The 24,980-nt window shown below is 64.1% G+C and carries 23 protein-coding genes and 2 pseudogenes; 15 read left to right on the top strand and 10 right to left on the bottom strand.

Going from position 1 to position 24,980, the window contains the following annotated elements; all coding sequences use genetic code 11:
* Window positions 1–146 precede the first annotated feature (146 nt).
* A complete protein-coding gene (pdxS, locus tag NATGR_RS10410; protein ID WP_005575665.1) occupies window positions 147–1,061 on the top strand; it encodes a pyridoxal 5'-phosphate synthase lyase subunit PdxS in 915 nt (304 codons plus the stop codon).
* Window positions 1,062–1,176: 115 nt separating this feature from the next.
* Window positions 1,177–2,298 carry a radical SAM protein gene (locus NATGR_RS10405; RefSeq protein WP_015233547.1) on the top strand — a complete coding sequence of 374 codons (1,122 nt, stop codon included), beginning with the start codon at window positions 1,177–1,179 and terminating at the stop codon, window positions 2,296–2,298.
* Between the two features lie 4 nt (window positions 2,299–2,302).
* On the opposite strand, the gene NATGR_RS10400 is transcribed toward NATGR_RS10405, so the two are convergent.
* The 3 genes from NATGR_RS10400 to NATGR_RS10390 form a co-directional block, all read right to left on the bottom strand.
* A complete protein-coding gene (locus NATGR_RS10400; protein ID WP_005575661.1) occupies window positions 2,303–2,653 on the bottom strand; it encodes a hypothetical protein in 351 nt (116 codons plus the stop codon).
* A 5-nt stretch (window positions 2,654–2,658) separates the two neighbouring features.
* Window positions 2,659–3,540, bottom strand: a complete 882-nt coding sequence (locus tag NATGR_RS10395) for a homoserine kinase (RefSeq protein ID WP_015233546.1) — start codon at window positions 3,538–3,540, stop codon at window positions 2,659–2,661.
* A gap of 108 nt (window positions 3,541–3,648) precedes the next feature.
* A complete protein-coding gene (locus NATGR_RS10390) occupies window positions 3,649–6,081 on the bottom strand; it encodes a methyl-accepting chemotaxis protein (protein WP_005575651.1) in 2,433 nt (810 codons plus the stop codon).
* Window positions 6,082–6,297: 216 nt separating this feature from the next.
* Between NATGR_RS10390 and NATGR_RS10385 the strand changes: the two genes are divergently transcribed.
* Both NATGR_RS10385 and NATGR_RS10380 read left to right on the top strand, forming a co-directional pair.
* Window positions 6,298–7,659, top strand: a complete 1,362-nt coding sequence (locus NATGR_RS10385) for an ABC transporter substrate-binding protein (protein WP_005575649.1) — start codon at window positions 6,298–6,300, stop codon at window positions 7,657–7,659.
* 660 nt (window positions 7,660–8,319) lie between these two features.
* On the top strand, window positions 8,320–9,558 hold the full coding sequence (locus tag NATGR_RS10380; protein ID WP_005575647.1) for an NAD(P)/FAD-dependent oxidoreductase: 1,239 nt from the start codon (window positions 8,320–8,322) through the stop codon (window positions 9,556–9,558).
* A gap of 100 nt (window positions 9,559–9,658) precedes the next feature.
* On the opposite strand, the pseudogene NATGR_RS18885 reads toward NATGR_RS10380, so the two are convergent.
* Window positions 9,659–10,073 (bottom strand): annotated as a pseudogene (locus tag NATGR_RS18885) (universal stress protein).
* Between NATGR_RS18885 and NATGR_RS20650 the strand changes: the two are divergent.
* Window positions 9,975–10,181 (top strand): hypothetical protein, encoded by a 207-nt coding sequence (locus NATGR_RS20650; RefSeq protein WP_394295375.1) that lies wholly within the window; start codon window positions 9,975–9,977, stop codon window positions 10,179–10,181. The pseudogene NATGR_RS18885 and the gene NATGR_RS20650 overlap by 99 nt on opposite strands.
* 17 nt (window positions 10,182–10,198) lie before the next feature.
* A complete protein-coding gene (nrfD, locus tag NATGR_RS10370; RefSeq protein WP_005575644.1) occupies window positions 10,199–11,533 on the top strand; it encodes an NrfD/PsrC family molybdoenzyme membrane anchor subunit in 1,335 nt (444 codons plus the stop codon).
* An 89-nt stretch (window positions 11,534–11,622) separates the two neighbouring features.
* On the opposite strand, the pseudogene NATGR_RS10365 reads toward nrfD, so the two are convergent.
* The 4 genes and pseudogenes from NATGR_RS10365 to NATGR_RS10350 form a co-directional block, all read right to left on the bottom strand.
* Window positions 11,623–12,296: pseudogene (locus NATGR_RS10365) on the bottom strand (triose-phosphate isomerase).
* A 6-nt stretch (window positions 12,297–12,302) separates the two neighbouring features.
* On the bottom strand, window positions 12,303–12,452 hold the full coding sequence (locus NATGR_RS19915) for a DUF7557 family protein (protein WP_005575639.1): 150 nt from the start codon (window positions 12,450–12,452) through the stop codon (window positions 12,303–12,305).
* A 515-nt stretch (window positions 12,453–12,967) separates the two neighbouring features.
* Window positions 12,968–13,147, bottom strand: a complete 180-nt coding sequence (locus tag NATGR_RS20090; protein WP_015233541.1) for a hypothetical protein — start codon at window positions 13,145–13,147, stop codon at window positions 12,968–12,970.
* Between the two features lie 75 nt (window positions 13,148–13,222).
* Window positions 13,223–13,750 carry a hypothetical protein gene (locus NATGR_RS10350; RefSeq protein ID WP_005575637.1) on the bottom strand — a complete coding sequence of 176 codons (528 nt, stop codon included), beginning with the start codon at window positions 13,748–13,750 and terminating at the stop codon, window positions 13,223–13,225.
* A gap of 254 nt (window positions 13,751–14,004) precedes the next feature.
* Between NATGR_RS10350 and uvrA the strand changes: the two genes are divergently transcribed.
* Together uvrA and NATGR_RS10340 are read left to right on the top strand one after the other, a co-directional pair.
* The gene (uvrA, locus tag NATGR_RS10345; protein WP_005575635.1) at window positions 14,005–16,968 is read left to right on the top strand and encodes an excinuclease ABC subunit UvrA; all 2,964 of its coding nucleotides are present in this window, start codon (window positions 14,005–14,007) and stop codon (window positions 16,966–16,968) included.
* 67 nt (window positions 16,969–17,035) lie between these two features.
* The gene (locus tag NATGR_RS10340; protein ID WP_005575634.1) at window positions 17,036–17,446 is read left to right on the top strand and encodes a hypothetical protein; all 411 of its coding nucleotides are present in this window, start codon (window positions 17,036–17,038) and stop codon (window positions 17,444–17,446) included.
* A gap of 2 nt (window positions 17,447–17,448) precedes the next feature.
* Here the strand turns inward: NATGR_RS10340 and NATGR_RS10335 are convergent, their stop codons facing one another.
* Both NATGR_RS10335 and NATGR_RS10330 read right to left on the bottom strand, forming a co-directional pair.
* Window positions 17,449–17,664, bottom strand: a complete 216-nt coding sequence (locus NATGR_RS10335; protein ID WP_005575633.1) for a 30S ribosomal protein S14 — start codon at window positions 17,662–17,664, stop codon at window positions 17,449–17,451.
* An 85-nt stretch (window positions 17,665–17,749) separates the two neighbouring features.
* Window positions 17,750–18,979 (bottom strand): FAD/NAD(P)-binding protein, encoded by a 1,230-nt coding sequence (locus tag NATGR_RS10330; protein WP_005575632.1) that lies wholly within the window; start codon window positions 18,977–18,979, stop codon window positions 17,750–17,752.
* 91 nt (window positions 18,980–19,070) lie between these two features.
* On the opposite strand from NATGR_RS10330, the gene NATGR_RS10325 reads away from it, so the two are divergent.
* The 7 genes from NATGR_RS10325 to NATGR_RS10295 all read left to right on the top strand — a co-directional run bounded on the left by NATGR_RS10325 (window position 19,071) and on the right by NATGR_RS10295 (window position 24,895).
* Window positions 19,071–20,144 carry a WD40/YVTN/BNR-like repeat-containing protein gene (locus NATGR_RS10325; protein ID WP_005575631.1) on the top strand — a complete coding sequence of 358 codons (1,074 nt, stop codon included), beginning with the start codon at window positions 19,071–19,073 and terminating at the stop codon, window positions 20,142–20,144.
* Window positions 20,145–20,308: 164 nt separating this feature from the next.
* Window positions 20,309–20,698, top strand: a complete 390-nt coding sequence (locus tag NATGR_RS10320; RefSeq protein ID WP_005575630.1) for an ArsR/SmtB family transcription factor — start codon at window positions 20,309–20,311, stop codon at window positions 20,696–20,698.
* Between the two features lie 83 nt (window positions 20,699–20,781).
* Window positions 20,782–21,960 carry an ACR3 family arsenite efflux transporter gene (gene arsB / locus NATGR_RS10315; RefSeq protein WP_015233540.1) on the top strand — a complete coding sequence of 393 codons (1,179 nt, stop codon included), beginning with the start codon at window positions 20,782–20,784 and terminating at the stop codon, window positions 21,958–21,960.
* A gap of 132 nt (window positions 21,961–22,092) precedes the next feature.
* Window positions 22,093–22,413 (top strand): 30S ribosomal protein S24e, encoded by a 321-nt coding sequence (locus tag NATGR_RS10310; RefSeq protein WP_005575627.1) that lies wholly within the window; start codon window positions 22,093–22,095, stop codon window positions 22,411–22,413.
* Window positions 22,414–22,548: a 30S ribosomal protein S27ae gene (locus NATGR_RS10305; RefSeq protein WP_005575625.1), complete on the top strand. Its 135-nt coding sequence runs from the start codon at window positions 22,414–22,416 to the stop codon at window positions 22,546–22,548.
* A gap of 15 nt (window positions 22,549–22,563) precedes the next feature.
* On the top strand, window positions 22,564–24,192 hold the full coding sequence (locus NATGR_RS10300; RefSeq protein ID WP_005575624.1) for a bifunctional N(6)-L-threonylcarbamoyladenine synthase/serine/threonine protein kinase: 1,629 nt from the start codon (window positions 22,564–22,566) through the stop codon (window positions 24,190–24,192).
* A 49-nt stretch (window positions 24,193–24,241) separates the two neighbouring features.
* Entirely contained in the window at window positions 24,242–24,895 is a 654-nt protein-coding gene (locus NATGR_RS10295; protein ID WP_005575623.1) for a pyroglutamyl-peptidase I family protein, read from the top strand.
* Window positions 24,896–24,980: the final 85 nt, after the last annotated feature.

The following is a 24,980-nucleotide window of genomic DNA, read 5'->3' as shown; positions in this document are numbered from 1 at the left end:
GCGGGGACGGGTCGGGACGAGAACGTGGACGTTTCTCCCGGGCGCTCGTGGCTGTTCGGTCGCCGAACGGAACACCGGAATCCGAGGCGACAGCAAAGACAACTGGAACGGACACGCGTAAGTGCAGTGGCTCCTAACCGTGAAATATGGCCGACAACGCCGATACAGATCTCGAGGAGCTACGACGCGGGACGGACCTCGTCAAGCAGGGGTTCGCCCGAATGCAGAAAGGCGGCGTCATTATGGACGTCGTCGATCCCGAACAGGCCCGCATCGCCGAGGAGGCCGGTGCTGTGGCCGTGATGGCCCTAGAAGCAGTTCCCGCAGACATCCGCAAACGGGGCGGTGTCGCACGGATGGCCGACCCTGCAGACGTCGAGGAGATCGTCGACTCGGTCTCGATCCCGGTGATGGGGAAAGCCCGGATCGGCCACACGAAAGAGGCCCAGATCCTCGAGGCCGTCGGCGTCGACATGATCGACGAAAGCGAGGTTCTCACGCCGGCTGACGACGCCTACCACATCGATAAACGCGAGTTCACCGCGCCGTTTGTCTGTGGCGCGCGCAACCTCGGCGAGGCGTTGCGCCGGATCGGCGAGGGGGCGGCGATGATTCGCACGAAGGGCGAAGCCGGCACGGGTGACGTCAATCAGGCCGTCCACCACCAGCGTTCGATCAAAGGCGCAATCCGCGAGTTGGAGGGCATGACCCACGAGGAACGGGAGGCCTACGCCCGCGAAATCGAAGCCCCCGCCGAACTGGTCCACGAGACTGCGGAGATGGGGCGCCTGCCGGTCGTCAACTTCGCCGCCGGCGGCATTGCGACCCCTGCAGACGCCGCGCTGATGATGCACCACGAGTGCGACGGTATCTTCGTCGGCAGTGGCATTTTCGGCGCGGAGAACCCGCCCGCGATGGGCGAAGCGATCGTCGAGGCCGTCAACAACTGGGACGATCCCGAGAGACTCGTCGATATTTCGAAGAATCTCGGCAAGGGAATGAAAGGCGACGCGAACGTCGATCTCCCCGAAGAAGAGCAGATGCAGGGACGAGGCGTCTGACGACGCCACCGCCGGCTCTTCTGGACGGCCAGTCTCGAGAGCGATCGGCGGGCGTTCAAAAACCGGTCGATAATACAGCCTCTCGTTTTCACCGTCGAGGCGTCTATGGCCGTTCATGACTGGTCATTCTAACAGCCCCCACGGCGGCCGCAGGTACGACCGAACGCCGCTCGTGGTCACCTGGGAACTCACGCAGGCCTGCGAACTCGCCTGTGACCACTGCCGGGCGGACGCGACACCCGACCGAGACCCGAACGAACTCGACATCAGCGAGGGCATCAGCCTGTTCGAACAGATCGCCGACTTCGGCGACCGCACACCGATGGTCGTTCTCTCAGGGGGCGACCCGCTCGAGCGACCCGACCTGTTCGAACTCCTCGAGGGTGCGACCGAGGCGGGACTGACGCCCGCTGTAACGCCCGCGACGACGCCCAGTCTCGACCGAGCGCAACTCGAGGCGCTCTCGGACGCCGGCGTCAATCGAATCGCTGTGAGTCTCGACGGCGCGTCGGCCAAGACCCACGACAGTTTCCGTGGCGAACCCGGGACGTTCGAGACGGCGATCCGGGCGGCACGCCAGGCCCGCGAGGCCGGTCTCTCGATCCAGGTCAACACGACCGTCACGGCACAGACCGTCTCTGAACTGCCTGCAATCGCCGATCTCGTCGAAGAACTCGGTGCCGCGATGTGGGAGGTGTTCTTCCTCGTTCCGGTCGGCCGAGGCGTCGAACTCGAACAACTCGAGCCAGAGCGTGCCGCGGCGGTGACGGGCTGGCTGTATCGGCAGAGCAGAGACGCGCCGTATCGGCTCATCACCGTCGAAGCACCGTTCTATCGCCGCGTCGCGAACGAGATGCGAGAGCCGGACGAAGGGTCGGTTACCGTCGGGACGACGGGTGCGGGCAACGGGTTCGTCTTCGTCAGCGCGACAGGTGACGTCTATCCGTCGGGATTCATGCCGCTGTCTGCGGGCAACGTCCGTGAGGAGTCGCTGGTCTCGATCTACCGCGAGTCTGACCTGATGCAGCAACTCCGAGACCGGTCGTCGTTCGACGGTCCCTGTGGCGAGTGTCCGGCGACCGAGAGCTGTGGCGGCTCCCGCTCGCGTGCCTACGCCGCGACCGGGAACCCGACCGGGAGCGACCCGCTGTGTCCGTGGGCCGTGAGCGATCACGAGTATCGCTTCGAACCGACAGATCCGTTCGCCGAGACGACGAAGACCTCGAGTCGATCGTAGCGAGTTACCACCGGTCCGTCGTCGTCGGTACGATTCCTGTGGCCACCAGTCCGAGCAGGCCGAGGTACGTCACCGTCGCTCCGAGCGCGAACGAGAGTACGATCGACGGCGCGACGACGCTCCCGGCGACGACGACAGCGAGAGCGACGACCAGCGAGCCACCCCTGACTACGCTGTGGGCCCACCACTGCCCGACCGCCTCGGCCCTGAGAGCGAGCACCGCCTCGAGCACTGCTGTCAGGACGCTCCCGAGGAAAAATAACGGTAGCGAGAGCGTCGCGGCGGTGGCCACGAACGCCCCAAGGAGACCGAACAGCAAGACGCCCGCGAGAACGCCGTCGACGCGACGACTCATACAGTTCAGTTCCGAGACAGCCGTGCACCGCTCCCGACGGCCGTCTGATAGGCCCGGCTCTCGACGCCGACCTCGTCGAAGGCGTCGACCATTGCCGACGCGATCGCTTTCCGGTCGCCACGGTGACAGGCAGCGAGCATCCCTGGACCCGCACCGCTTACCGTAACGCCGGTCGCGCCAGCCTCGAGGGCAGCCTCCCGGACGCGATCGTAGCCGTCGATGAGCTCGCTGCGCTCGGGCGTGACGATCTCGTCTGCCATCCCGCGACCGACGAGTTCGGGGTCGTTCTGTGCCATGCCGACGGTGAGCGTGGCGGCGCTGCCGACGGTGTCGACGACGTCGTCCATGTTCGCGCGCTCTGGGACGACACCGCGAGCGTCTCGCGTCGAGACGACCGTCTCGGGCAGACAGGCCACGAGGGGGATCGACGCGTCGACCTGCGTGACGCCGTCGGCGGTGGCGATCGTAAACCCGCCCAGCAGCGACGGTGCGACGTTGTCCGAGTGTGCCTCGCCCGAGACGATCGCCTCTCCTTCGGCGGCGATCGGGACGAGTTCGTTCCGCGAGAGTCCGCGACCGTAGAGTTCGTTGAGCGCGACGGCCGCAGCGGCGGCGCTTGCAGCCGACGACCCGAGACCCGACGAGGGGCGAACTCCCTTGTCGATTCGAATGCGTGCCGGTGCGTCGAGCGCATCGACGACCGCCCCAACCGTGTTCTTGGCGGGATCTTCGGGAATGTACTGACTGCCAGTTCCGGTGACCGTGATCGTGGTTTCCGAGGCTCGCTCGACCCGGACGACATCGGCGGGCGTCCCGAGCGCAACGCCGAAGACGTCGAAACCGCTACCGAGATTCGCACTCGTCGCCGGAGCCCGCACGGTGAGCATGCCGATTTCTTGCCAGACTGTAGGCAAAAAGGTAGCGAACGACGACGAAAACTGACTCGAAACTGCTCTCGAGTCACCACCGCAAGCGAGGTCGGCGATCCACCGTCCTTACTCGTCCTCGGCGGAGTCGAACGTAAAGACGTCGCCGCTACCGCCGGCACCCCCGTCGGCTGACCCGGCATCGCGGTCCGCCTCGAGTACGGTCCCACCTACGTCTTCGACTGTCTCGTCGCCGACGGCGACGGTTCCCTCGAGGTCGTCGGGGTCGGTCTCGAACCGATCGAGGGCTGCCGACAGCTGTGACGCCTGGCCCGAGAGTGTCGACGCGGATTCGGTGACCTCGGTCAGTGCCGAAGTCTGCTCTTCGGCGGCTGCAGTGACGGTCTCGGCCTCGTCCGAGGTCGAATCGGAGATCGTCGCCGCCTCGTCGACCATCGCGACGACCTCCTGGGTGGAGGCCGCCTGCTCTTCGGTCGCCGCCGAAATCTCCTGAACGCCGACGTTGGTCTGCTGGGCGAGTTCGGCAATCTCTCCGAGGGCGTCGACGACATCTGCCACTTTCTTGCTCGCGTCGTCGATCTTCGTGCTGGTCCCCTCGACCTCGTCGACGGAGTGTTCGGTGCGTTCGCGGATCGCCGCCAGTCGGTCCTCGGCCTCGTCGGCCGCCTCGGCGACGTCCTCCGAGAGGGTCTTGACCTCCTGTGCGACCGCGGCGAACCCCTCGTCCTCCGTGGCACTTGCCGACCTGGAGGCCTCGATGTTGGCGTTCAGCGCCAGCATGTTCGTCTGGCGGGCGATCTCGGAGATCGAGACGAGCAGTTCGTCGATCTGCTGGACCTCGTTCTCGAGTCGGCGAATCTCCTCGATCGTCTCGTCGGCGTCGACCTCGATTTCGTCCATGGCGGCGATCGCCTCACGGGCAGCCTCCTGACCGTTGCGGCCCGTCTCGACGGTCCGTTCCGCGATGTCGGCCACCTCGTTCGAGGAGGAAGCGATCTCCTCGGTCGTCGTCGACAACGCACTCATCTCCCCGTTGACCGACTGCAGTGACTCGTTTTGTCGCTCTGCGCCATCCGCGATTTGCTGGATCGACTGAGTCACCTGCCGGGAAGCCGACCGGACCTCCTCACTCGAGGCCGTCACCTCCTCGGAGGCGGTCGCGACAGACGTTGCAAACCGGTTCAGTTCGGCGACGGTCGCCTCGATCTCCGCGAGCATCTCGTTGAACTGCCGGGCGATCTCGGCCATCGCCTCGCTGTCGGCATCGGCGTCCATCCGAACCGTCAGATCGCCGTCCGCTGCGGCCTCCATCACGTCGCTGTAGTCGTCGGCCGTACACTCGAGGTGGTCGTTGATCTCGGCGGTCCGTTCGCGCTCGCGCTCGGCCTCCTCGCGGGCGCGTTCCGCTTCGTCGATCTGCTCGCGCAGGGCAACCCGCATCGAATCGAAGCCCTCGTAGAGTCGCCCGACGTTGTCGATGCGTCTCGTCTCGAGGTCGACCTCGAGGTCACCCTCTTCTATCCGCTGGGCTTTGTCGGTCAGCCGATCGATCGCCGCTGACGTGTTTCGCCCGAGCACGGTACCGATCGCGCCGATCAACAAGACGCCCACTCCCGTCGCGAGCATTCCCCACTCGTTGACGGCCATCACGAACCCGTAGGCCTGTTCGGTGGGTTCGTGTGTGACGACGACCCAGTCGGTGCCAGCCACGCGAGCCGAACTGGCCACGTACTCTTCGGCCGTGACGCCGTGAGCCTCGAGGACGGCGTTCGTCGTCTCCAGTTCCACGGTGTCTGCACCCGCTGTTCGTGCACTCTCGAGAAGCGACTCGTTGCCGTCGTAGGCGAGGCCGAGCGTCTCGTAGTCGTCCCCGTACCCGACGTCGTCGAGCATGACGTCGTCGTTTTCGTCGACGACGACGGTCGTAACGTCTTCGCTGTTCTGTAGTTGGCCGCTGTATGCCTCGATGTCGGCCGTGTAGACGATCGCTCGATTCTCTTCTCCGGGTACCGAGAGGACGTAGGTCACGGCGGCGGTCTCTTCGCCCAGTTCGCCTTCGAGGAGAGACGGACTGGAAACCCAGGGCACCTGTTCGGTGGCCTCTCCGTAGGCCTCGGCTGGCACCTCGTCGATCTCGTCGATCGAGGCCTCGCGATACTCTTCTCTCGTACTCGCGAGCACCTCGTTTCCGCCGGTGTCGACGTAACTGATCGCGACGGTGTCGGCGTCTAAGTGTTCCTCCCAGTCGAGAAACCGTTCTTCGATCGCGTCCGGATCGTCGCTGACGACGACGTCGGACAACGCGATCACGCCGATCGTGTGCTCGTTCTGCTCGTTCCACATCTGTAACCCCTGTGCCTCCTGCTGGACAGCCGAGGTGTGGTCCGCCTGTACCCGTTCTTCTACCTCGTGAGTGATCCCAGCAGTCGCAACGAACCCAATCAACCCCACCGACAGTCCGAGCACGAGCAACGCGATCCCGAACTTGACCGCGTATCTGCGTCGGATGGCTGCCGGCACCAATCGGCGAACGAAATCCATGGCTATCCAACCTGCACAGTCCTCACCACATAAATTGTAATCCGTGATTATCAGCATCGATAACAAACCGACAGCGGGACTTGTAACGCGTCATCGCTGTTAGAACAGCCACATCGGTCGCTCGAGAGATGTGGGATCGTCTCACCAGCCCACAGTAGTAATTATCGCTCTTTTATCCGAAACTATTAATAAATAATGGTCGGAATAACTATCACTATGGCCGAATCTACCCGGGGCCGCGGGCGGCGAGACGCTGTCGACGGCGAGAGCGGTGGTGGCCCGAACCGGCGACGGTTTCTCGAGACGGCGGCGGTCGGCACGATCGCCGTCTCGAGTGCGGGCTGTCTCGACCTGCAGGGAGACGTCGGCGCGGAAGTGTACGAAACAGTCGTCGGCACGACCGACGAGACCGAGACAGTGACCGTGGGGTTGCTCGCGCCGAATCCCGAGAGCGACTTCGTCGGACGATCGATGGCTCGATCCGCGGAAATCGCGGTCGACGAACTCAACGAGAACGGTGGGATCGGCGGTCTCCCGGTCGAACTGACAGTGCGCGACACGAACGCCAGTCCACTCGAGGCACGACGCCAGTACCAGCAACTGGTTCTCGAGGACGGCGCAGACGTAACGGTCGGCATCTTCGACAGCCCCGCGTTACTGAACGTCATGGACGACGTGGCACAACAGGAGACGCTCCATCTCACGACCGGCGCGGCGACCTCGGCGGCGAGTCGCATGGTGAGCCAGGAGTACGAGGAGTACAAGTACCACTTCCGCGTCGGCCCGACCAACGATCGCGACCTCGGTCACGGGGTCGTCGACTTCCTCGACGACATGGGGACGGAGATCGGCTGGGAGTCGGTCGCCGTCCTCGCCGAAGGGTACGACTGGACCCAGGGACCGTGGGAGATCTACCAGAAACAGCTCCAAGACACCGGGCTCGAGGTCGTGGTGGAGCAGCGTTATCCGCCCGCGACCGACGACTTCACAGAGCTCTACGATCTGGTCGACGGGTCCGGGGCCGACCTCGCGCTCATCACCACCGCCCACACCGGGACCGACGCGTTGCTCGACTGGACGACGCCCGAACCACGATCGTTCGACTTCGGCGGTATCCACGTCCCGATGCAGTTACCGTCGTACTACGAGCAGACGAACGGTGCCTGTCGGTACGGGATCGGCCACACCAGCGCGACCGCCCAGAGCCAGAACACAGAGAAGACCCAGCCGTTCGTCGACGAGTACCAGAAGCGACACGGCTCGAACCCCGTCTACACCGGCTACCACACCTACGACGCGGTGACGCTGTACGCCAACGCCGTCGAACGAGCGGACTCGTTCGATGCCGACGACCTGGTCGGCGAACTCGAGTCGATCGCGTTTACCGGCACTATCGGAACGCTCGAGTTCACCGGAGCCGACGAGGAGTTCGCTCACGACCTCGTCTACGGATCGGACCAGTTCCCGTTTTTCCAGTGGCAGGAGACCGACGACGGTGAGGGCGTCCAGGAGGTTATCTGGCCAGAGGAACTGGCGACGAGTGAGTACGTGGTACCGCCGTGGCTCCGGGAGATCTAGTGCTTTGGCAAGCCTGAACGGATGAGTGAAACCGAATGCAGTCGTCTGGTTTCACTCAGCAGTCGACGCTTGGCGGAGTACTAGTGGCGGGCCAAGCCTGAACTGATGGGTCGAATCTGGCGGTGTGGCTCGATTCGACCCGTCAGTCGACGGTTGGGACGGTACTAGTGGCGGCCCAAGCCTGCACTGCTGGTACTGACAGAAGTCAATACGAAGTCGGTCGCGGATTCGCGGCCGTCGCCACCGGTGTGGCCCCAGCAGAGCGACCGAACGTCACGTCGTTTTGTCCGGCAGTATGGGTCGAACCGCTCGTCTGGGCCGTATCGACCTGCCAGTCGACAGTTGGACCGGTATCGGTTCTCATACGGTTTACTGTAAGTCATTTTCGGCACAACCGCGACCCGGGCGGCGGTTGCGCCGGTAAATCGTTACAGTAATCGTATCAGTTGCTCTCGCCGGAGTCCGTAAGCTGGGTGGCGTTCGGTCCGACGACGCTTCACGTTCCGACGTATGACGGGGCAAGACGGAGTCGTGTAGCCGTAAAAAGAGACTCGAGACCGCCGTTCAGGGCTCAGTCGACACGCCAGGGGTGTTTCAGCGCCACAGACCACATGAACGAGATAGCAACCCACTTTAACCCGCATTACGAACGGATGGGATATGACAGAGTACGTCATCATCGGTGACGGGATCTCGGGCAGTTCGGCTGCCGAGACCCTCCGGGAGGAAGACCCGGAATCGGAGATTACCGTCATCACCGATGAGGGGGAGCCACTGTATAATCGGATTCTAATCAAAGAACACGCCAAAGGAAAACTTCCCGAGGCACCGATCTCGATCCACGACGAAGCGTGGTACGAGGAACGCGACATCGACCTCTCGCTCGATACACACGTCACCTCGGTCGACACCGACGCCCACGTCGTCCACACCCACGAGGGCGAGGAGATCGGCTACGACAAACTGCTCGTCGCGACCGGCGGAACGCCGACCCAGCTCCCGGTCGAGAACAGCGACGCCGACGGCATCCATCACTTCTGGACCTTCCAAGACGCTCGAGCGATCAGGGAGAGTGCCGAAGCCGCCGACAAGGGCGTCGTCGTCGGTGCCGGTCTTCTCGGCATCGACTTCGCCGCGGTCTGTGGGTCCCAGGACGTCGAGGGGAAGTACCTGATGCGTGGTGACTGCTGGTGGCGCTACGCGCTCAGCGAGGACGGCGCGGAGATCGTCCACGACGGTCTACGCGAGATGGGCGTCGAACCAGTTCTCAACAGCGGCGTCGACCGTTTCGAGACCGACGACGACGGTTGCGTCACTGCCGCGGTCGACCCGAACGGCGAGCGGTACGGGTGTGATTTCGCTGGCGTCGCGATCGGCCTCAGCTTCAACACCGAGTTCCTCCGCGGAACGGACATCGAGCGCGACGACGGCATCTTCGTCGACGAGTACATGCAGACCACCGTCGAGGACGTTTACGCGGCCGGCGATATCACCCGGTTCCACGACGTCTTGCTCGGCGAGCGCGCCCAGAACGGCTCCTGGGGCTCGGCGAAAGAACAGGGTCGGGTCGCCGCGGTCAACATGGCCGCCGACGACGAGACAGAGGTCTTCGAGTGGGTTTCCTCGTACTCGATCACGCACTTCGAGTTCCCCTTCCTCTCCTTTGGCCACCCGACGCTGGGCGATGAACACGCCGAACGAAAGTACAGCGACACCGAGTGGCGACGCATCGCGTTCAAAGACGGCAAGATCATCGGCGGCGTGCTCATCGGCGACCTCTCTCCACAGAGCAAGTTCAAGCAACTCATGCGCGAACAGCGCGAGGTCACAGACCAAACCGAGGTACTCCTCGAGCAGTCCGTCGACCTGGACGAACTCGCACCCACCCAGGAAAAGTAACGCCGACGAACCGAAGACCTTCGTTCTCCCGACGTTCCGACGGCTCTGAGTTTCCGACGACAGCTGTGTCTTGCTTCCCCGGCGACCTGGATCGACGGCGTCACCGAACGATCGTCACCGGAACCGGTGGACGGCGAACGATCCGTTCGGCGACGCTCCCCAGCAACACCCTCGAGACGCCGGTTCGGCCGTGCTACCGACGACGATTCGATCGACGCCAGTCTCCGTCGCGTAGTCGACGACCGCGTCGGCAGGCCGTCCCTCGAGTAGCTCCGTCCCGATCGACAGATCGTGTGTTGTGGCGCGGTCGTAGTCAGTCTCGAACAGTTCTTCGGCCCCTCGCGACGACGGTCGCGCATGGCGTCGGTGCCGAGATGGGCGAACTCGCCGTCGCTGCTCTCGGTGAGGTCGACCACGTGAACGACAGTGATCTCGGCGTCGGGATGGTCCGAGAGTGCGTGCTCGAGCGCCGCCCACCCCGGTTCGGAGTCCGCGAGCGCGACGAGCAGGTACATACCCGTGAGTACGGAGAACAGTCACTTGAGTGTGAGCGACGGCACTGGGCCGGGTTGGTATACGGCTTGCAGCGTCACCCTGCGAAACGAAATACGTCGGCAGGATAGCTTTGTGGGAGCATCTCATGAGCACGAAAGAGCCACGAGAGGCCGACATTCTTCGGCCAATAACGACCACGTCGTCGAAGTACTACGCAGCTGTCGGTATCGCCGGGTTGGCGTTCCTGCTCTTTCTCGTCGGCTGGTTCTACCAGCTCTGGGAGGGGTTGATCGTCACTGGCCTCTCGGACTGGGGGACTGGTGGCGGTGTCACCTGGGGTGTCTATATCGGTGCGTTCATCTGGTGGGTCGGAATCGCCCACGGCGGGATCATTCTCTCTGCAGCAGTCCGTCTGCTCGGGATGGATCGGTACATGCCGGTCGCTCGACTCGCCGAGATGCTGACGCTGGCTGGACTCTCAGCGGCTGGCTTCTACGTCATCGTCCACATGGGCCGTCCCGATCGAATGGTCACGAGTGTCATCGGCCACTACCACATCACGGTCCACAACTCGCCGCTAGTGTGGGACGTGACGGTCATCACGGCCTACTTCGTCCTGACCGCAACCTACCTCGGACTGACGCTCCGGTACGACGTTTCGCGGCTGCGCGACCAGCTCCCAGACCACTTCAGCCCGATCTATAGCCTCATTACGTTCGGCTACAGCGAACGCGAAGATCAGGTCGTCCAGCGGATGGTCTGGTGGCTCGCGCTGGCGATCATCATCATGGCACCCCTGCTCTTGCACGGTGGCGTCATTCCGTGGCTGTTCGCAGTGTTGCCGACGTATCCACGCTGGTTCGGCGGCGTCCAGGGGCCGCAGTTCCTCACCATCGCGCTCACGTCGGCGATCAGCGGCGTCATCATCCTCTCGTATGCCTTCCGCCGGGCCTACGACTGGGAACACATCATCACTGACGACATCTTCCGTGGCCTGACGCTGTGGCTCGGCTTTTTCACCCTTCTTTTCCTCTGGCTACAACTCCAACAGGTCACCGTCGGGACGTTCTTCCCACCGGTCGACCTCGAGGTCGCCTGGGCCGCGACGCTCGAACATCCCGTCTACGTCTTCTCGATCGGGCTCGTGACTGCCGTCCTCGCGTTCATTTTCGCCCAGACGATCCGGCCGTCGCTGTTCTCGAAAGAACGGTCTATCGTCTGTGCGGTGGCGATTCTCACCGCGACACTGCTCGAGAAGGTGCTGTTCGTCATCGAGGGCTTTCTCCACCCGTCGTTCGAAATCTACTATGCGACGCCCGGCACGTACGTGCCGAGCCTGATCGAAATCGCTTCGATCACCGGCACGATCGGAATGGTGGCGCTTTTCTTCCTCGGCATCTCGAAGGTCGTCCCCGTTGTCGAACTCCACGCGATCGAACACCTGCGCGACGACCACGGGGAAGAGGAGAGTCACGACTGAGACGGCCTGCTGTAACGATGGCCCAGCAACGACCGCAGGACGTGCCGTGATCGCGCCGGCAACGACTTACAGCGGCCCGTGTAGTCTTTTCACCGTGGAATCGCAGTCGCAATCGGACGCAACCACGTTTCCCGGTCCTCGGCTTCGACTACCGCGGAGGCCCCACCGGTGACGTCGACGCTGCAGTCGAAAGCCCGTTCGACATCGTCGGCCGTCCTGATCTCCACCGACGAACACCGCCGTCTCGGGTGACTCGTCGGCGACCATCTCGACGAACGACTCGATTCGTCCGGGGCGTGTCCGGGTCATCCCCTCGTCGGAGGCGATGTCCCCCGGTTGCTCGAAAAGCAGGCAGTCCGGGTCGAACGCGAGGGCCGCCCGTCCCGCCTCGAGGGGCGACACAGACGATCGACTCGAGGCCGAGTTCCCCGCAGCGATCGACGAGCGGGCCGACCGTGTCGAACGCGCTCTCGTCCCCGGGGTGGTTGGCGAAGACGGCGTCGGCACCTGCCGCGGCGACGGCTTCGCACGCGATCGCGCCCAGGCCGGCGTCTTCGCGGCGGACGGCGGACTGGGCGACGACGGGAAGGTCGACGGTGTCAGCGACCAGTTGCAGGTCGGGTGACTGTAGCGCAACGGCGAACCGACGGCCGGCGTCGTTTGCAACGCGTTCGACTGTCCGTGCGAACGCGAGTCCGTCGGCACCGACCGTCCCCTCGTAGGTCTTGCAGTTGACCAGAAAGTACGGATGCGACAGTCCAATCGGCCGCTACTCGGAGTACCCTTCCTGGAGAAAGGTGCCTTCGGTCTCGTACATCGCGACGAGTTCCGCGACGAACTCCTCGGGGGATTGGCCCTCGTCGCGGTGGCTTTCGATGCGTTCTTTGAGGTCGTCGCCGATCTCGAGTGTGTGTGTCATGCGTAAAACCTCGACAGCACTGTCGGCCCCAGCCATCATATAGCTCGGGGGCACCTCTGCGCCGACCGGCGGTCTCGAGGCGTTTTCGGGCCGACACGTCACGGGCCGGTCGCCAGAACGAACACCGTCCGTCCCGAGTACGGGGCCGATGACTCCGATCGACGTTTGCGAGTCATACGGATTACTGTAACGATTTACCGGCGCAACCGCCGCCCGGGTCGCGGTTGTGCCGGAAATGACTTACAGTAAACCGTATCAGTCCTCGCACTCGAGTCGGCCACCTACTGCAACTGGGGTGCAGGCGGCCCCAGCGTCGCGTCGCCGACGCTGCGGAATCGGCACTCGAGGGGCTCTCGATCGAACTCGCGGACTAGACCGCGTCGTCGGGCTCGTGACGCTCGCGTCTCCGGCGTGCCCCGTTCGCGTAGCGGCCGATTCGCTCCGGTTCTCCGACCGACTCGAGTCGATCCGGATCGGCCTCGATCGCAGCGGTGACTGTCGGTGCACTCCGGGTGCTAAAGCGGTTGTACGCTCTCCTGTTGGAGAGAGAACTCGCCGTCGATGGTGGCGTCCCTGATCACCATGCTGTTCGGCGAGCCCGCCGAGAGCATCCGTTCGACCATCCAGACTCGCGTCTCGTCGCCAGACTCCGTCGACGCGTCTGCGTCGTTCTCTCGGGTCGAGATGTCGGTCATACGTCCGGGCAGGACCGGCGACGAGTCACTCCTGGCTCGTGTCCCCAGCAAGCGGAAAGCGGTGGCCGCTACTGGTTAGGGTTCGTCGGCTCCCTCGTCGCTTGCTCTTGCCGCGACCTCGAGCAGCGTCTCCCGCTCGTCGAAGTACGTAGGTGCGTCGGTCTCGGACTCGAACTCGACGATCCGCTCGACGGCCTCGCGGTCCGAGTCGACGTCGACCGTGAGCTCGTCGGCGAGTTCAGTGTAGCCCGCGGCCAATTCCTGGAACGCCTGCATTCGGCTGTGTTTGGCCTCGACGAGCAACTGCTTCTCCTCGAGGTCGTCCTGTAGGGCCTCGATCTCTGCCAGATCGACCTCTGCCCCTGCAGGAGCAGTGACCGATGTCGGCGTCTCCGTAGCTTCGACGTCCTCGGGCAGCCCCTCGAGACGTGAGCGAATCTCTGCGGTCCGTTCGTCGATCTCGTCGAGCAGTTCGTCGGCCTCCGAGACCATCGTGTCGACGTGGCCGGAGAGTAGTCCGGCCTGGGTGTGACAGTAGTCGACGAGGTCGTCGATCGGTAAAGCTCCGTTCGTGGGGCCGCCGTTCCCGTCGGCGTCGTCCATACACGCCCGTTCGTGCTACCGTCCGAAGATACTTTGGACCGAAACGATCGCCGAGAATCTGCTAGTACGTATCATCGTCTTCTCTCGTCCAGTTGCCTGCCTGTCGTCGCCGGCACACTCCCACCACGAAGCGGTTGCACCGGGATGTCGGGACAGCAATCCGTATCAGGCTCGTTAAGTCGTTCCGACCCCTGACTACGGATAATGAATCGTGTATCGCGTTCGAGTACGTCCGCCGTGTTCGTCGCCGAAACATGAGCAAGGAGTCCATCGAGGTCCGAGGTGCAGAAGAGCACAACCTCAAGGATCTCGACGTGCAGATCCCGCGAGAAGCGCTCACCGTCGTCACCGGACTCTCGGGGTCGGGCAAGTCCTCGCTGGCGTTCGAGACCGTCTACGCCGAGGGACAGCGCCGCTACATCGAGAGTCTCTCGGCGTACGCCCGGAACTTTCTGGGGCAGATGGACAAGCCGCAGGTCGAGACCGTCGAGGGGCTCTCGCCGGCGATCTCGATCGACCAAAAAAACGCCGCGAACAACCCACGATCGACCGTCGGGACCGTCACGGAACTACACGACTACCTGCGGCTGCTGTACGCCCGCGTCGGCACCCCCCACTGTCCCGAGTGTGGCCGCGAGGTCGGCGAGCAGTCGGCCCAGAACATGGTCGAGCGCATCCTCGAGCTCCCAGCGGGAACGAAAGCCAAGCTCGCGGCCCCCGTCGTCCGCGACCAGAAAGGGGCCTTCGAGGACCTCTTCGAGGAGCTCGTCTCCGAGGGATACGCTCGCGTCGAAATCGACGGCGAGGAACACGACCTCACGCTCGAGATGCCCGATCTCGACGAGAACTTCGATCACACGATCGACGTGATCGTCGACCGCGTCAAAGTCTCGACGGAGGCCCGTCCGCGGATCGTCGACAGCGTCGAGACGGCCCTCGCCGAGGCCGAGGGCGTCCTGAAGCTCATCCTGCCCGATCCACCGGAAGACGCCGCCGAGGATCTCGGCGAGGAAGCCCGCCGGACGGGTGCACTCGGCGACGAGACCGAGGAAGACGACCGGTTCGTCGTCGAGTTCTCAAAGGAGTTAGCCTGTACCCACTGTGGTATCGACGTCCCCGAAATCGAGACCCGCTCCTTTTCGTTTAACTCGCCCCACGGTGCCTGTCCCGAGTGTGAGGGACTGGGCGAGACCAAGGAGGTCGACGAAGACCTCGTGATCCAAGACGAGTCCAAGCCGCTGAAAGAGGTCTTCGAACCCTGGAGCTACAACCGATCGTACTATCAGACGCGACTGGACGCCGTCGCCGAACACTTCGACGTCTCGCTGCAGACGCCGTTCGAAGACGTCGACGAGGAGATCCAGGAGGCGTTCCTCTACGGGACGAAAGACGAGGTGCTGTTCATGCGAAACACCAAGAACGGCACCCGCCGGAAGAAAAAACGCTTCGAAGGCGTCATCCCCAACTTAGAGCGTCGGTACCTCGAGACCGACTCCGACTCCACCCGCGAGCATATCGAGGACTACATGTCGGTCACGGAGTGTCCGGCCTGTGACGGCACCCGCCTGAAACCGGCGAGCCGCGCCGTGCTGGTCGACGACACCTCCATCACGGAGATCAACTCGATGAGCATCGGCGACGCACTCGAGCACTTCGAGTCGATGGAAGCCGACCTCACCGAACGCGAGAAGGTGATCGCCGAGGAGATTCTGAAAGAGATCCGCGCCCGCCTCGGGTTCATGTGCGAGGTTGGCCTCGAGTATCTCACCCTCGACCGCGAGGCTTCGACGCTGTCTGGCGGTGAGAGCCAGCGCATCCGGCTCGCGACTCAGATCGGCTCCGGCCTCGTCGGGGTGTTGTACGTGCTCGATGAGCCCTCGATCGGCCTCCACCAGCGGGACAACGACCGCCTGCTCGATACGCTCGAGGAGCTTCGGGATCTCGGCAACACCCTGCTGGTCGTCGAGCACGACGAGGAGACGATGCGGCGCGCGGACAACGTCATCGACATGGGGCCCGGTCCCGGGAAACGCGGCGGCGAGGTCGTCGTCAACGGCTCCGTCGACGAAGTTAAAGCGTGCGAGGAGTCGATCACGGGCGACTACCTCGCTGGCCGCGAGCAGATTCCCGTTCCCGAGACGCGCCGCGACCCCGACGGGACGCTGACGATTCTCGGGGCTCGCCAGCACAACCTGAGCGATCTCGACGTGGACATCCCGCTTGGCTGTTTCACGGCCATTACCGGCGTCTCGGGTTCTGGCAAATCCACTCTGATGCACGACGTGCTGTACAAGGGCCTTGCGCGGCAGATGAACGACAACACGAGCGTCATCCCTGGCGATCACGACGGACTCGAGGGTCTCGATCAGATCGAAACCGTGCGGCTGATCGATCAGTCGCCGATCGGTCGGACACCCCGCTCGAACCCGGCGACCTACACCGGCGTCTTCGATTACATCCGCGAACTGTTCGCCCAGACCAAACTCTCCAAACAGCGCGGCTACGAGAAGGGGCGGTTCTCGTTCAACGTCAAGGGCGGCCGCTGCGAGGAGTGTGGCGGCCAGGGCACGGTGAAAATCGAGATGAACTTCCTCTCGGACGTGTACGTCCCCTGCGAGGAGTGTGACGGTGCCCGCTACAACGACGCCACGCTAGACGTCACTTACAAGGGCAAGACAATCTCGGACGTACTCGACATGGAAGTCGAGGAGGCCTACGAGTTCTTCGAGTCGAACTCGCAGATTCGCCGCCGTCTGAAGCTGCTGAAAGACGTCGGCCTCGGCTACATGACGCTGGGCCAGCCCTCGACGACGCTGTCGGGTGGGGAGGCCCAGCGGATCAAACTCGCCGAAGAGTTAGGGAAGAAAGACTCCGGCGAGACGCTGTACCTGCTCGACGAGCCCACAACCGGCCTCCACCACGAGGACGAGCGCAAGCTGATCGACGTCCTCCACCGACTGACCGACGACGGCAACACCGTCGTCGTCATCGAGCACGAACTCGACCTCGTGAAAAACGCCGACCACATCGTCGACCTCGGCCCCGAAGGCGGCGAGAACGGCGGCCAGGTCGTCGCCACCGGCACACCCGAGGACGTGGCGCGACTCGAGGAGTCCCACACCGGTCGCTACCTGCGGGACCTGCTCCCGAAGGTCGACCTCGAGGGGCCACGCGGCGAGCGCGTCGAACCGGTGACAGCACCGATGGACGACGACTGACGACGACCTTTGTTCCAGAGCGATCGAAACCCGAACCGTTACCGACGCGGACTCGAAACGAGGAGCCATGAGCGACAAGGAAAGAGTCCGTCGCAGGCTCGTCGGCGGTGGGGTCGTCACGCTGGTGATGGTCGGGTTGCTAGCGATTCTGACCGGCGTCCCGACTCGAGGCGTCGACCTGCTCCCGTTCGCGTGGCTCGCCGCCGGCGGCGTCGCGTTGCTGCTTGCCGGTCGCTACGAGCGTCTTCCCCTGGGAGTCGTCCCCGTCGGCTGGCCGCGGGTCGCCGCCGTCGGCCTCGCGATTCTCGCGGTCGGCTCGAGTACGCTCGGCTTCCTGCAACTGCTCGCGAACCCGTCGATGCTGGGACTGCTCCAGGTCGGACTGGCGCTGTTCGTTGCCCTCCTGCTGGCGTTCGGTGCGCTCGAATGCTTGTTGGGTGGCGTCGGACTGGACGAGGAGACGTTCGTCGTGGAGTGATCCTAGTCGTACTTGCGAAAGCCCATGTCGTGGGCCATCTCCCGGAACGACTGTCGACACAGCCAGATGTCGTACTTGCCGATCAATCCCTGTTTGCGACCGGTGTCTCGACAGACACGAGTCTGACCGGTTCGTTCGTCGTCTCCGTCAGCCGTGGCATTATCGGAGTCGGTCGTTGTGGTTGTCCCCTCGTTCGCGGACGATTCGGATCGGTCCATGTCCAGTCCGAGGGGTGCAAGCCGTATAGTTGTTGTTAAATTTAATCCAGTAGTTGTTAATTCGGTCAGGGACTGCCACGTCCCGTCACCCACCGGCACTCGCTTCCGGCGAGAGCACGGACTCGAGTTCCTCGAGAACGAGCGATCCCACCCGCCTGGCACCGACGACGTTGCGGGCGAAGGGCCCGAGCACCTGCTGTGTGGCAGCCCCCGAGACGACGACCCGTGACGGGGTGCCGTCCGTCCGACACCATCGCAACGCCTCGTCGTCGAGCACCGGTGCGCCACGGTAGCCCGTCGCCAGGTTCGAATCCGACCGAATCGCTCGGAACAGCGTGCCGTCGTACGGCGTATCGAAGCCCGTCGCACAGACGAGTTCGTCGAGTACGTACGCGGTCCCGTCCCGGCAGGTGACGACGACGGTGCCACCTGCTTCGGTTGCAGCCGCGATTTCCGATCGCTCGAGCGAAAGCGAGTCGCCCTCGAGGGCTCGCCGGAGTCGACGAAACGCGTAGGGTGGCATCGAGCCATCGCGTCGTGCCTCGGCGACACGCCGTGCACGATCCTGCGATGCCGGCGGTAGCTCCCGAAGCGCTTCGAGCGCACCGGAGAAGTGCATCCAGTCGGTGCTCGCCTCGAGCGTCTCGACCTGGAACGGGCTCCGGGCGAACAGCGTCACCTCGCGGCCGGGCTGAGCGAGCGTCGTGGCGAGCTGGGCGGCCGTGATCCCGCCACCGACGATGCCAACCGACGCCGTTTCGTCGATCGTTTCTGGATCGAACCCTCGCTCCCAGACGTGTGTCACCGGGGCTTTCGTCGGTAGCTCCTCGGCCCACTCCGGAAACGCGTACGACCGGTCGTGGCCGACGGCCAGCAGACACCACGCAGTCGACAGCGTTCCCGCGGTGGTTTCGATCCGAACGTGGTCGCCCGCATCTTGCACGTCGGTCGCCGTCGCCTCGACCACGAGCGACTCGAGGTCGTGACGATCACAGACGGCGTCGGCGTGATCGAAAAACAGCGAGACGGTCGGCCGGTCGGCACCGACCTGGCTCGCGACGAGTTCGTCTTCGCGACCGCGGGACCGAGCGAAGTCCCGAAGCGAGAACGGATCTCGAGCCACGTGATGGACGAACGGCGATCGCAGTTCGGTTACTCCACACTGGCTGCACTTCCGACGAAAGCCACCGAGGAGGCCGTCCGGCTCGACGACACGAAGTCGATCCCGTGCGACCAGATCGGCCTCGAGCAGTCGAACCGCGAGGTGGACGCCGTGTACGCCGCCGCCGACGATCGTGACAGTTGCGTCGACCACTGTACCCCACTGTTATTATCTCGTGAGGTATTTTTAACAATTCCGGGTGCCGTCGCGTGGTGCTGGTTTCGTGGATGGCGGCATGAGGCGTATGTCCGAGCAGCCCGTAACTTGTGACGTGACCACTGCTTACGCTTCCCTTCGAGACCGGCTACTGGTCTGTCGAAACGGCAACGAGTGGGAGACCTCCGTTCGCCTCGAGGACCACACCCTCGAGTGCGTCGCAGCCACCGACGACCCCGATCGAGTGTTCGTCGGCACGGTCGGGGAGAGCGAGGCACGCAGTGCCTCGAAAAGAGCGAACGGTGAAACCGTGAGCGGCGGCCTCTTCCGCAGCACCGACGCCGGCGACTCCTTCCAACGGCTCGAGCCCGACTTCGTCAGCGACGCCGTGATGTCACTTGCGGTGAGCCCGCACGACTCAGACGTCGTCTACGCCGGCACCGAACCCAGCCGCGTCTATCGCAGCACCGACGGCGGCGACACCTGGACCCACCTCGAGGGGATCACGGACCTTCCGTCGGCCGACGAGTGGTACTTCCCACCCCGGCCCGACACCCACCACGTCCGCTGGCTCGAGGTCGACCCCTTCGATCCGGACCGGCTGTACGTCGGGATCGAGGCCGGAGCCTTCGTCTACAGCACCGATGGCGGGGAGACCTGGCACGAACGACCCGAGGGTTCGCGCCGGGACAACCATACGTTGGCGACCCACCCCGACCGCGAGGGTCGCGTCTACACCGCAGCGGGCGACGGCTACGCCGAGAGCGACGACGGCGGCGAGAGCTGGACGCGACCACAGGACGGGCTCGAGCACACCTACTGCTGGGGGTTCGCCCGCGATCCCGGCGATCCGGACACGGTGTTCGTCTCGAGTGCAAGCGGTGCACGAACGGCTCACTCGTCCGACACGGCGGAATCGTACGTCTATCGGCGAGGTGGCGAGAACGGGTGGGAACGACTCGAGAACGAACTTCCGACCGGTGACGGCGTCGTTCGTGCTGTCTTCGCGACGACCGGCGAATCGGGCGTCGTCTACGCGCTCAACAACCGGGGGCTGTACCGCTCGAGCAACTTCGGCGACTCGTGGACGGCCGTCCCACTCGAGTGGCGCGAAGCGTACGAGAGCCAGACGCCCAGCGGATTGGTCGTGGTCGAGCAGTGATACGGTTTGCTGTCAGTCAGTGCCGGCGCGACCGCGAACTCCTGTGGTCGCGCCGATACGTCGGTACAGCAGCCCGGTTTGGGCCAACTCTCGACTAGTCGGTCCACGCTTGGGACGGTACGAGCCGGACAAGCTTTATTTGAATGCCCGTGCAATTATTGTCGATGGCAGAAACAGTCGATCGACTCCGCCGGTATCTCGAGGACGAACTCGGTGAGTGTCGCAACGAAGACCTGCAGGAGCGACTCGAAGAACTCGACGACCTCGAGTCGCTGCTCGACGAGAGCGTCGTCGAAAACGACGTCGATACACTGTCGGCACTGGGCAACGAGACGCGGTACCAGCTCGTACGGCTGCTGGTCGAAGCGGACGACGAACTTTGCGTCTGTGAGATTACGCCGCTGGTCGACGTCAGCGACAGCGCCGTCAGCCACGCCCTCTCGACGCTCGTCGACACCGGCCTCGTGACGAAACGGAAAGATGGGCGGTGGCGAAAGTATCGGGCAACGAACCGTGCAAGTGCACTGCTGACGGTTCTCGACGGTTCTCGGTGACTCGAACGTCGTCGGTCGAGGTCGCAGTCTCGTCCGGAGCGAATGACTAGGCTTTTATTTGAAGAGATGTTCAGATGGATACGATGAGTGAACTCGACCACGAACACGGCCCCGACTGTGGCTGTCCGGACTGTGGCGACCCGCGGTCGATGGACGTTCTCGACAAGTATCTGACCGTCTGGATCTTCCTCGCGATGGGACTCGGGGTCGGTCTCGGCTACGTCGCACCCGGTGTCGTCGGCCCGATCCAGGAGTACCACCTCGTGGAGATTGGGCTGATCGCGATGATGTATCCGCCGCTGGCGAAGGTCAACTACGGCCAGCTCCCGCGGGTGTTCAGCAAGTGGCGCGTCCTCTCGTTGAGCCTGCTCCAGAACTGGCTGATCGGCCCGACGCTGATGTTTATCCTCGCGGTAATCTTCTTCAGCGGACTCGTCCCGCCGTTTCCGGCCCACCCCGAGTATTTCCTCGGACTGATCTTCATCGGAATGGCTCGCTGTATCGCGATGGTGCTGGTCTGGAACGACCTCGCGGACGGCTCGAGCGAGTACGCGGCTGGGCTAGTTGCGTTCAACAGCGTCTTCCAGATCCTGACCTACGGTGTGTACATCGCGTTCTTCGCGCTGTATCTCCCGCAGGTGTTGGGGATGGACGCGCTGGTCGCCGGCATCGACGCGTTCGACATCACCGTCGGCCAGGTGTTCTGGGCGATCGCCATCTTCCTTGGGATTCCGTTCGCGGGCGGCATCCTCACTCGCCTCGGTGGGGTTCGAGCCCGCAGCGAGGAGTGGTACGAAGCGGAGTTCGTCCCGAAGATCAGCCCCGTCACGCTGATCGCACTCCTGTTCACCGTGGTCGTGATGTTCGCTACGCAAGGAGACAACATCCTCGCACGGCCGCTCGACGTCGTCTGGATCGCCGTCCCGCTGACGATCTACTTCGTCGTAATGTTCCTCGTGAGTTTTGCGATGGGCCGCGAGATCGGTGCCGACTACTCGACGACGACCGCGATCGGCTTCACCGCTGCCTCGAACAACTTCGAACTCGCAATCGCCGTCGCCGTCGCTATCTTCGGCGTCGCCCACCCGACCGCGTTCGCGACCGTTATCGGCCCACTGATCGAGGTTCCTGTCCTGCTCGCACTAGTCTATGTCGCGATCTACTTCCAAGAACGGTTCGACTGGGGTGGCTACGAGACCGGCCAACTCGAGAGCACGAAACCAGCAGCCGATGACGCGACACCGTCGAAGACGGACGACTGATCGGCAGTGGCAGTCGCCGTACGGAAGAAAGGGATCGAACTCGGGACGGCACTGGCGACACGGCCGAGCGGGGTGGCGCTTCGAAATCCTTTTAGGCGCTACACGGGGATAGTAGGGTAACTGAGTGATATCATGGACGTCGACATCATCTCCGAAACGGAGAACCCCATGTTGCATCGGACGGACGTGACCTTCGAACTAACCCACGACGAGGCCACGCCAGAACGGCTGCAGGTACGTGACAGCCTCGCCGCCAAACTCAACAAGGACGCCGACGAGGTCGTCGTCCGCGCGCTCGATACCAAGTTCGGGATGCGAAAGACCGTCGGCGAGGCCAAGGTCTACGAGAGTGCCGACGCTGCCCGCGACGTCGAGCAAGACCACATGCTCGAGCGAAACAAGATTGGCGTCGACGAGGAAGCCGACGCGGACGCCGAAGTGGAGGAAGCATAGATGGCCCGATACGACCACTACGGCGAGGACGGGAGCACCGAGGGCGAGCAGTGTCCCCGCTGTGGTGATGTCTTCCTCGCCGACCACGGCGACCGCAAGCACTGCGGGAAGTGCGGCTACACCGAGTGGGAGTAGCGACACGGACAAGTCGTGAGTACCGCTACTCGAGTACTCGGCATCGAAGGCACCGCCTGGGCGGCCAGCGCGGCCGTGTTCGATTCCGGGACCACCGACGTTTTTATCGAGACTGACGCTTACCAGCCAGAGAGCGGTGGCATTCACCCGCGTGAAGCCGCCGAGCACATGCACGACGCCGTCCCGCAGGTCGTCGAGCAGGCGCTCGCACACGCCCGTAAAACCCACGACGGCCCACCGGAAGAGACCCCTGTCGACGCCGTCGCGTTCTCGCAGGGTCCCGGCCTCGGCCCCTGCCTGCGGACCGTCGGCACGGCCGCACGAGCCCTGAGCCAGGCGCTCGACGTACCGCTGGTGGGCGTCAACCACATGGTCGCCCACCTCGAAATCGGCCGGCATACCTCGGGGTTCGACTCGCCGGTTTGTCTGAACGCAAGCGGTGCGAACGCCCACCTGCTGGCGTATCGAAACGGCCGCTATCGCGTCCTCGGCGAGACGATGGACACCGGCGTCGGCAACGCCATCGACAAGTTCACGCGCCACGTCGGCTGGTCCCACCCCGGCGGCCCGAAGGTCGAAGCGGCTGCGAAAGACGGCGAGTACGTGGCTCTCCCCTACGTCGTCAAAGGGATGGATTTCTCGTTTTCGGGGATTATGAGCGCTGCAAAACAGCAGTACGACGACGGAACGCCGGTCGAAGACGTCTGTTACTCCCTGCAGGAGAATATCTTCGGGATGCTGACCGAAGTCTCCGAACGTGCCCTCTCGTTGACCGGCAGCGACGAACTCGTGTTAGGCGGCGGCGTCGGACAGAACGCGCGGCTCCGAGAGATGCTCGAGGCGATGTGTACCCAACGCGGTGCAGCCTTTCACGCGCCCGAACCACGATTCCTGCGGGACAACGCAGGCATGATCGCCGTCCTCGGCGCGAAGATGTACGAGGCAGGCGACACCCTTGCACTCGAGGACTCGCGGGTCGACCCCGACTTCCGGCCGGATCAGGTACCAGTCACCTGGAGAGCCGACGAACCGGACCTCGACCTCGGCCGGACCACCGGTGAGGAAGCCGTCCAGGGAGCCGAAGCGACCGTCGATATCGAACCCGACGCGGGGCGCGTGAGGAAACGCCGCGAGCCAAAGGAGTACCGCCACCCCACGCTCGACGAGCGACTCCGGACCGAACGGACCCGACTCGAGGCGCGCCTGACGACCCTCGCCCGTCGCGAGGGGGTCCCGACGCCCGTCCTGTCGGACGTGGACCCACACGAGTCGCGGCTCGAACTCGAGTACGTCGGCGACAGCGATCTTCGGGAAGGACTGACGAGCGAGCGGGTTCGAGAGGTCGGGCGGCATCTCGCACGACTCCACGAGGCCGGGTTCGTCCACGGCGATCCGACGACGCGGAACGTGCGGGCCGACGACACCAGGACATACCTCATCGACTTCGGCCTCGGCTACCACACGGACCACGTCGAAGACTACGCGATGGATCTACACGTCTTCGACCAGAGCCTCGTCGGCACCGCCGAAGACCCCGAACCGCTGCACGAGGCTGTCCGCGAGGGCTACCGCGACGTCGGCGACGAACAGGTCTTAGCGCGCCTGCGAGACGTCGAGGGGCGCGGTCGGTACGTCGGCGAGTGACCGGGCGGAATCGGGAACGTTCTTCCCGACCCGTTCCAACGGATGCGATATGAGCGATGCCACCGTTCTCGTCACCGGCTACGAACCGTTCGGCGAGTTCGAAACCAATCCGACGCGTCGGATCGCACAGCGACTCGACGAGGAAACGATCGGCGGCGACGGGACGACCGCCACTGCCACCGCCACCGTCGTCGGCCGTGACCTCCCCGTCGTCTTCGACGAGATGGAAGCCGAACTCGAGGCACTCCTCGAGGAGTACGACCCTGATATCGTCTGTGGGCTTGGGCTCGCGGCCGGCCGGAACGCGCTCGCGCTCGAGCGCGTCGGGATCAACCTCCGAGATACGGCGGGGACGCCGGACAACGACGACCGCGAGGTCACGGACGAGGCCGTCGACGCCGAGGGACCGAACGCCTACTTCGCGACGCTGCCGCTCCGGGAGATGAAGTCCACGATGCAGGAAGCAGGCGTCCCGACGACGCTGTCGACCGACGCCGGCACCCACCTCTGTAACGACTTGCTCTATGCTGCTCGTCACCGCGCCGAAACCGGCGACCGCGAGTTCCGCGCCGGATTCGTCCACACGCCCCTCTCTCACGAGGCTGCAGCTAGACGCGACGAAGGCGAACCGAGCGTCGCACTCGAGACGACGACTCGAGGGGTACGCGACGGGCTGGCGGTCGCGGTGGAGACACTCGAGTGACCGAAATCCCGACTGCTTGCGCCGATCGGGGCTATCTTTACACAACGAGAGAGTCCCCGCCCATTCTAAGCGGTCTAGAAGAATG

The organism is Natronobacterium gregoryi SP2 (assembly GCF_000230715.2).
Taxonomy (GTDB): Archaea; Halobacteriota; Halobacteria; order Halobacteriales; family Natrialbaceae; genus Natronobacterium; species Natronobacterium gregoryi.
The sequence above is the reverse complement of the archived record's forward strand: the minus strand, read 5'-3'. Positions and strand labels throughout refer to the sequence as shown.

What these genes read in the sequence shown, in the direction of transcription:
- pdxS (WP_005575665.1), top strand. Translation starts at nt 147, where the DNA reads ATGGCCGACAACGCCGATACAGATCTCGAGGAGCTACGACGCGGGACG.
- NATGR_RS10405 (WP_015233547.1), top strand. Translation starts at nt 1,177, where the DNA reads ATGACTGGTCATTCTAACAGCCCCCACGGCGGCCGCAGGTACGACCGA.
- NATGR_RS10400 (WP_005575661.1), bottom strand. Translation starts at nt 2,653, where the DNA reads ATGAGTCGTCGCGTCGACGGCGTTCTCGCGGGCGTCTTGCTGTTCGGT.
- NATGR_RS10395 (WP_015233546.1), bottom strand. Translation starts at nt 3,540, where the DNA reads ATGCTCACCGTGCGGGCTCCGGCGACGAGTGCGAATCTCGGTAGCGGT.
- NATGR_RS10390 (WP_005575651.1), bottom strand. Translation starts at nt 6,081, where the DNA reads ATGGATTTCGTTCGCCGATTGGTGCCGGCAGCCATCCGACGCAGATAC.
- NATGR_RS10385 (WP_005575649.1), top strand. Translation starts at nt 6,298, where the DNA reads ATGGCCGAATCTACCCGGGGCCGCGGGCGGCGAGACGCTGTCGACGGC.
- NATGR_RS10380 (WP_005575647.1), top strand. Translation starts at nt 8,320, where the DNA reads ATGACAGAGTACGTCATCATCGGTGACGGGATCTCGGGCAGTTCGGCT.
- nrfD (WP_005575644.1), top strand. Translation starts at nt 10,199, where the DNA reads ATGAGCACGAAAGAGCCACGAGAGGCCGACATTCTTCGGCCAATAACG.
- NATGR_RS19915 (WP_005575639.1), bottom strand. Translation starts at nt 12,452, where the DNA reads ATGACACACACACTCGAGATCGGCGACGACCTCAAAGAACGCATCGAA.
- NATGR_RS20090 (WP_015233541.1), bottom strand. Translation starts at nt 13,147, where the DNA reads ATGACCGACATCTCGACCCGAGAGAACGACGCAGACGCGTCGACGGAG.
- NATGR_RS10350 (WP_005575637.1), bottom strand. Translation starts at nt 13,750, where the DNA reads ATGGACGACGCCGACGGGAACGGCGGCCCCACGAACGGAGCTTTACCG.
- uvrA (WP_005575635.1), top strand. Translation starts at nt 14,005, where the DNA reads ATGAGCAAGGAGTCCATCGAGGTCCGAGGTGCAGAAGAGCACAACCTC.
- NATGR_RS10340 (WP_005575634.1), top strand. Translation starts at nt 17,036, where the DNA reads ATGAGCGACAAGGAAAGAGTCCGTCGCAGGCTCGTCGGCGGTGGGGTC.
- NATGR_RS10335 (WP_005575633.1), bottom strand. Translation starts at nt 17,664, where the DNA reads ATGGACCGATCCGAATCGTCCGCGAACGAGGGGACAACCACAACGACC.
- NATGR_RS10325 (WP_005575631.1), top strand. Translation starts at nt 19,071, where the DNA reads ATGTCCGAGCAGCCCGTAACTTGTGACGTGACCACTGCTTACGCTTCC.
- NATGR_RS10320 (WP_005575630.1), top strand. Translation starts at nt 20,309, where the DNA reads ATGGCAGAAACAGTCGATCGACTCCGCCGGTATCTCGAGGACGAACTC.
- arsB (WP_015233540.1), top strand. Translation starts at nt 20,782, where the DNA reads ATGAGTGAACTCGACCACGAACACGGCCCCGACTGTGGCTGTCCGGAC.
- NATGR_RS10310 (WP_005575627.1), top strand. Translation starts at nt 22,093, where the DNA reads ATGGACGTCGACATCATCTCCGAAACGGAGAACCCCATGTTGCATCGG.
- NATGR_RS10305 (WP_005575625.1), top strand. Translation starts at nt 22,414, where the DNA reads ATGGCCCGATACGACCACTACGGCGAGGACGGGAGCACCGAGGGCGAG.
- NATGR_RS10295 (WP_005575623.1), top strand. Translation starts at nt 24,242, where the DNA reads ATGAGCGATGCCACCGTTCTCGTCACCGGCTACGAACCGTTCGGCGAG.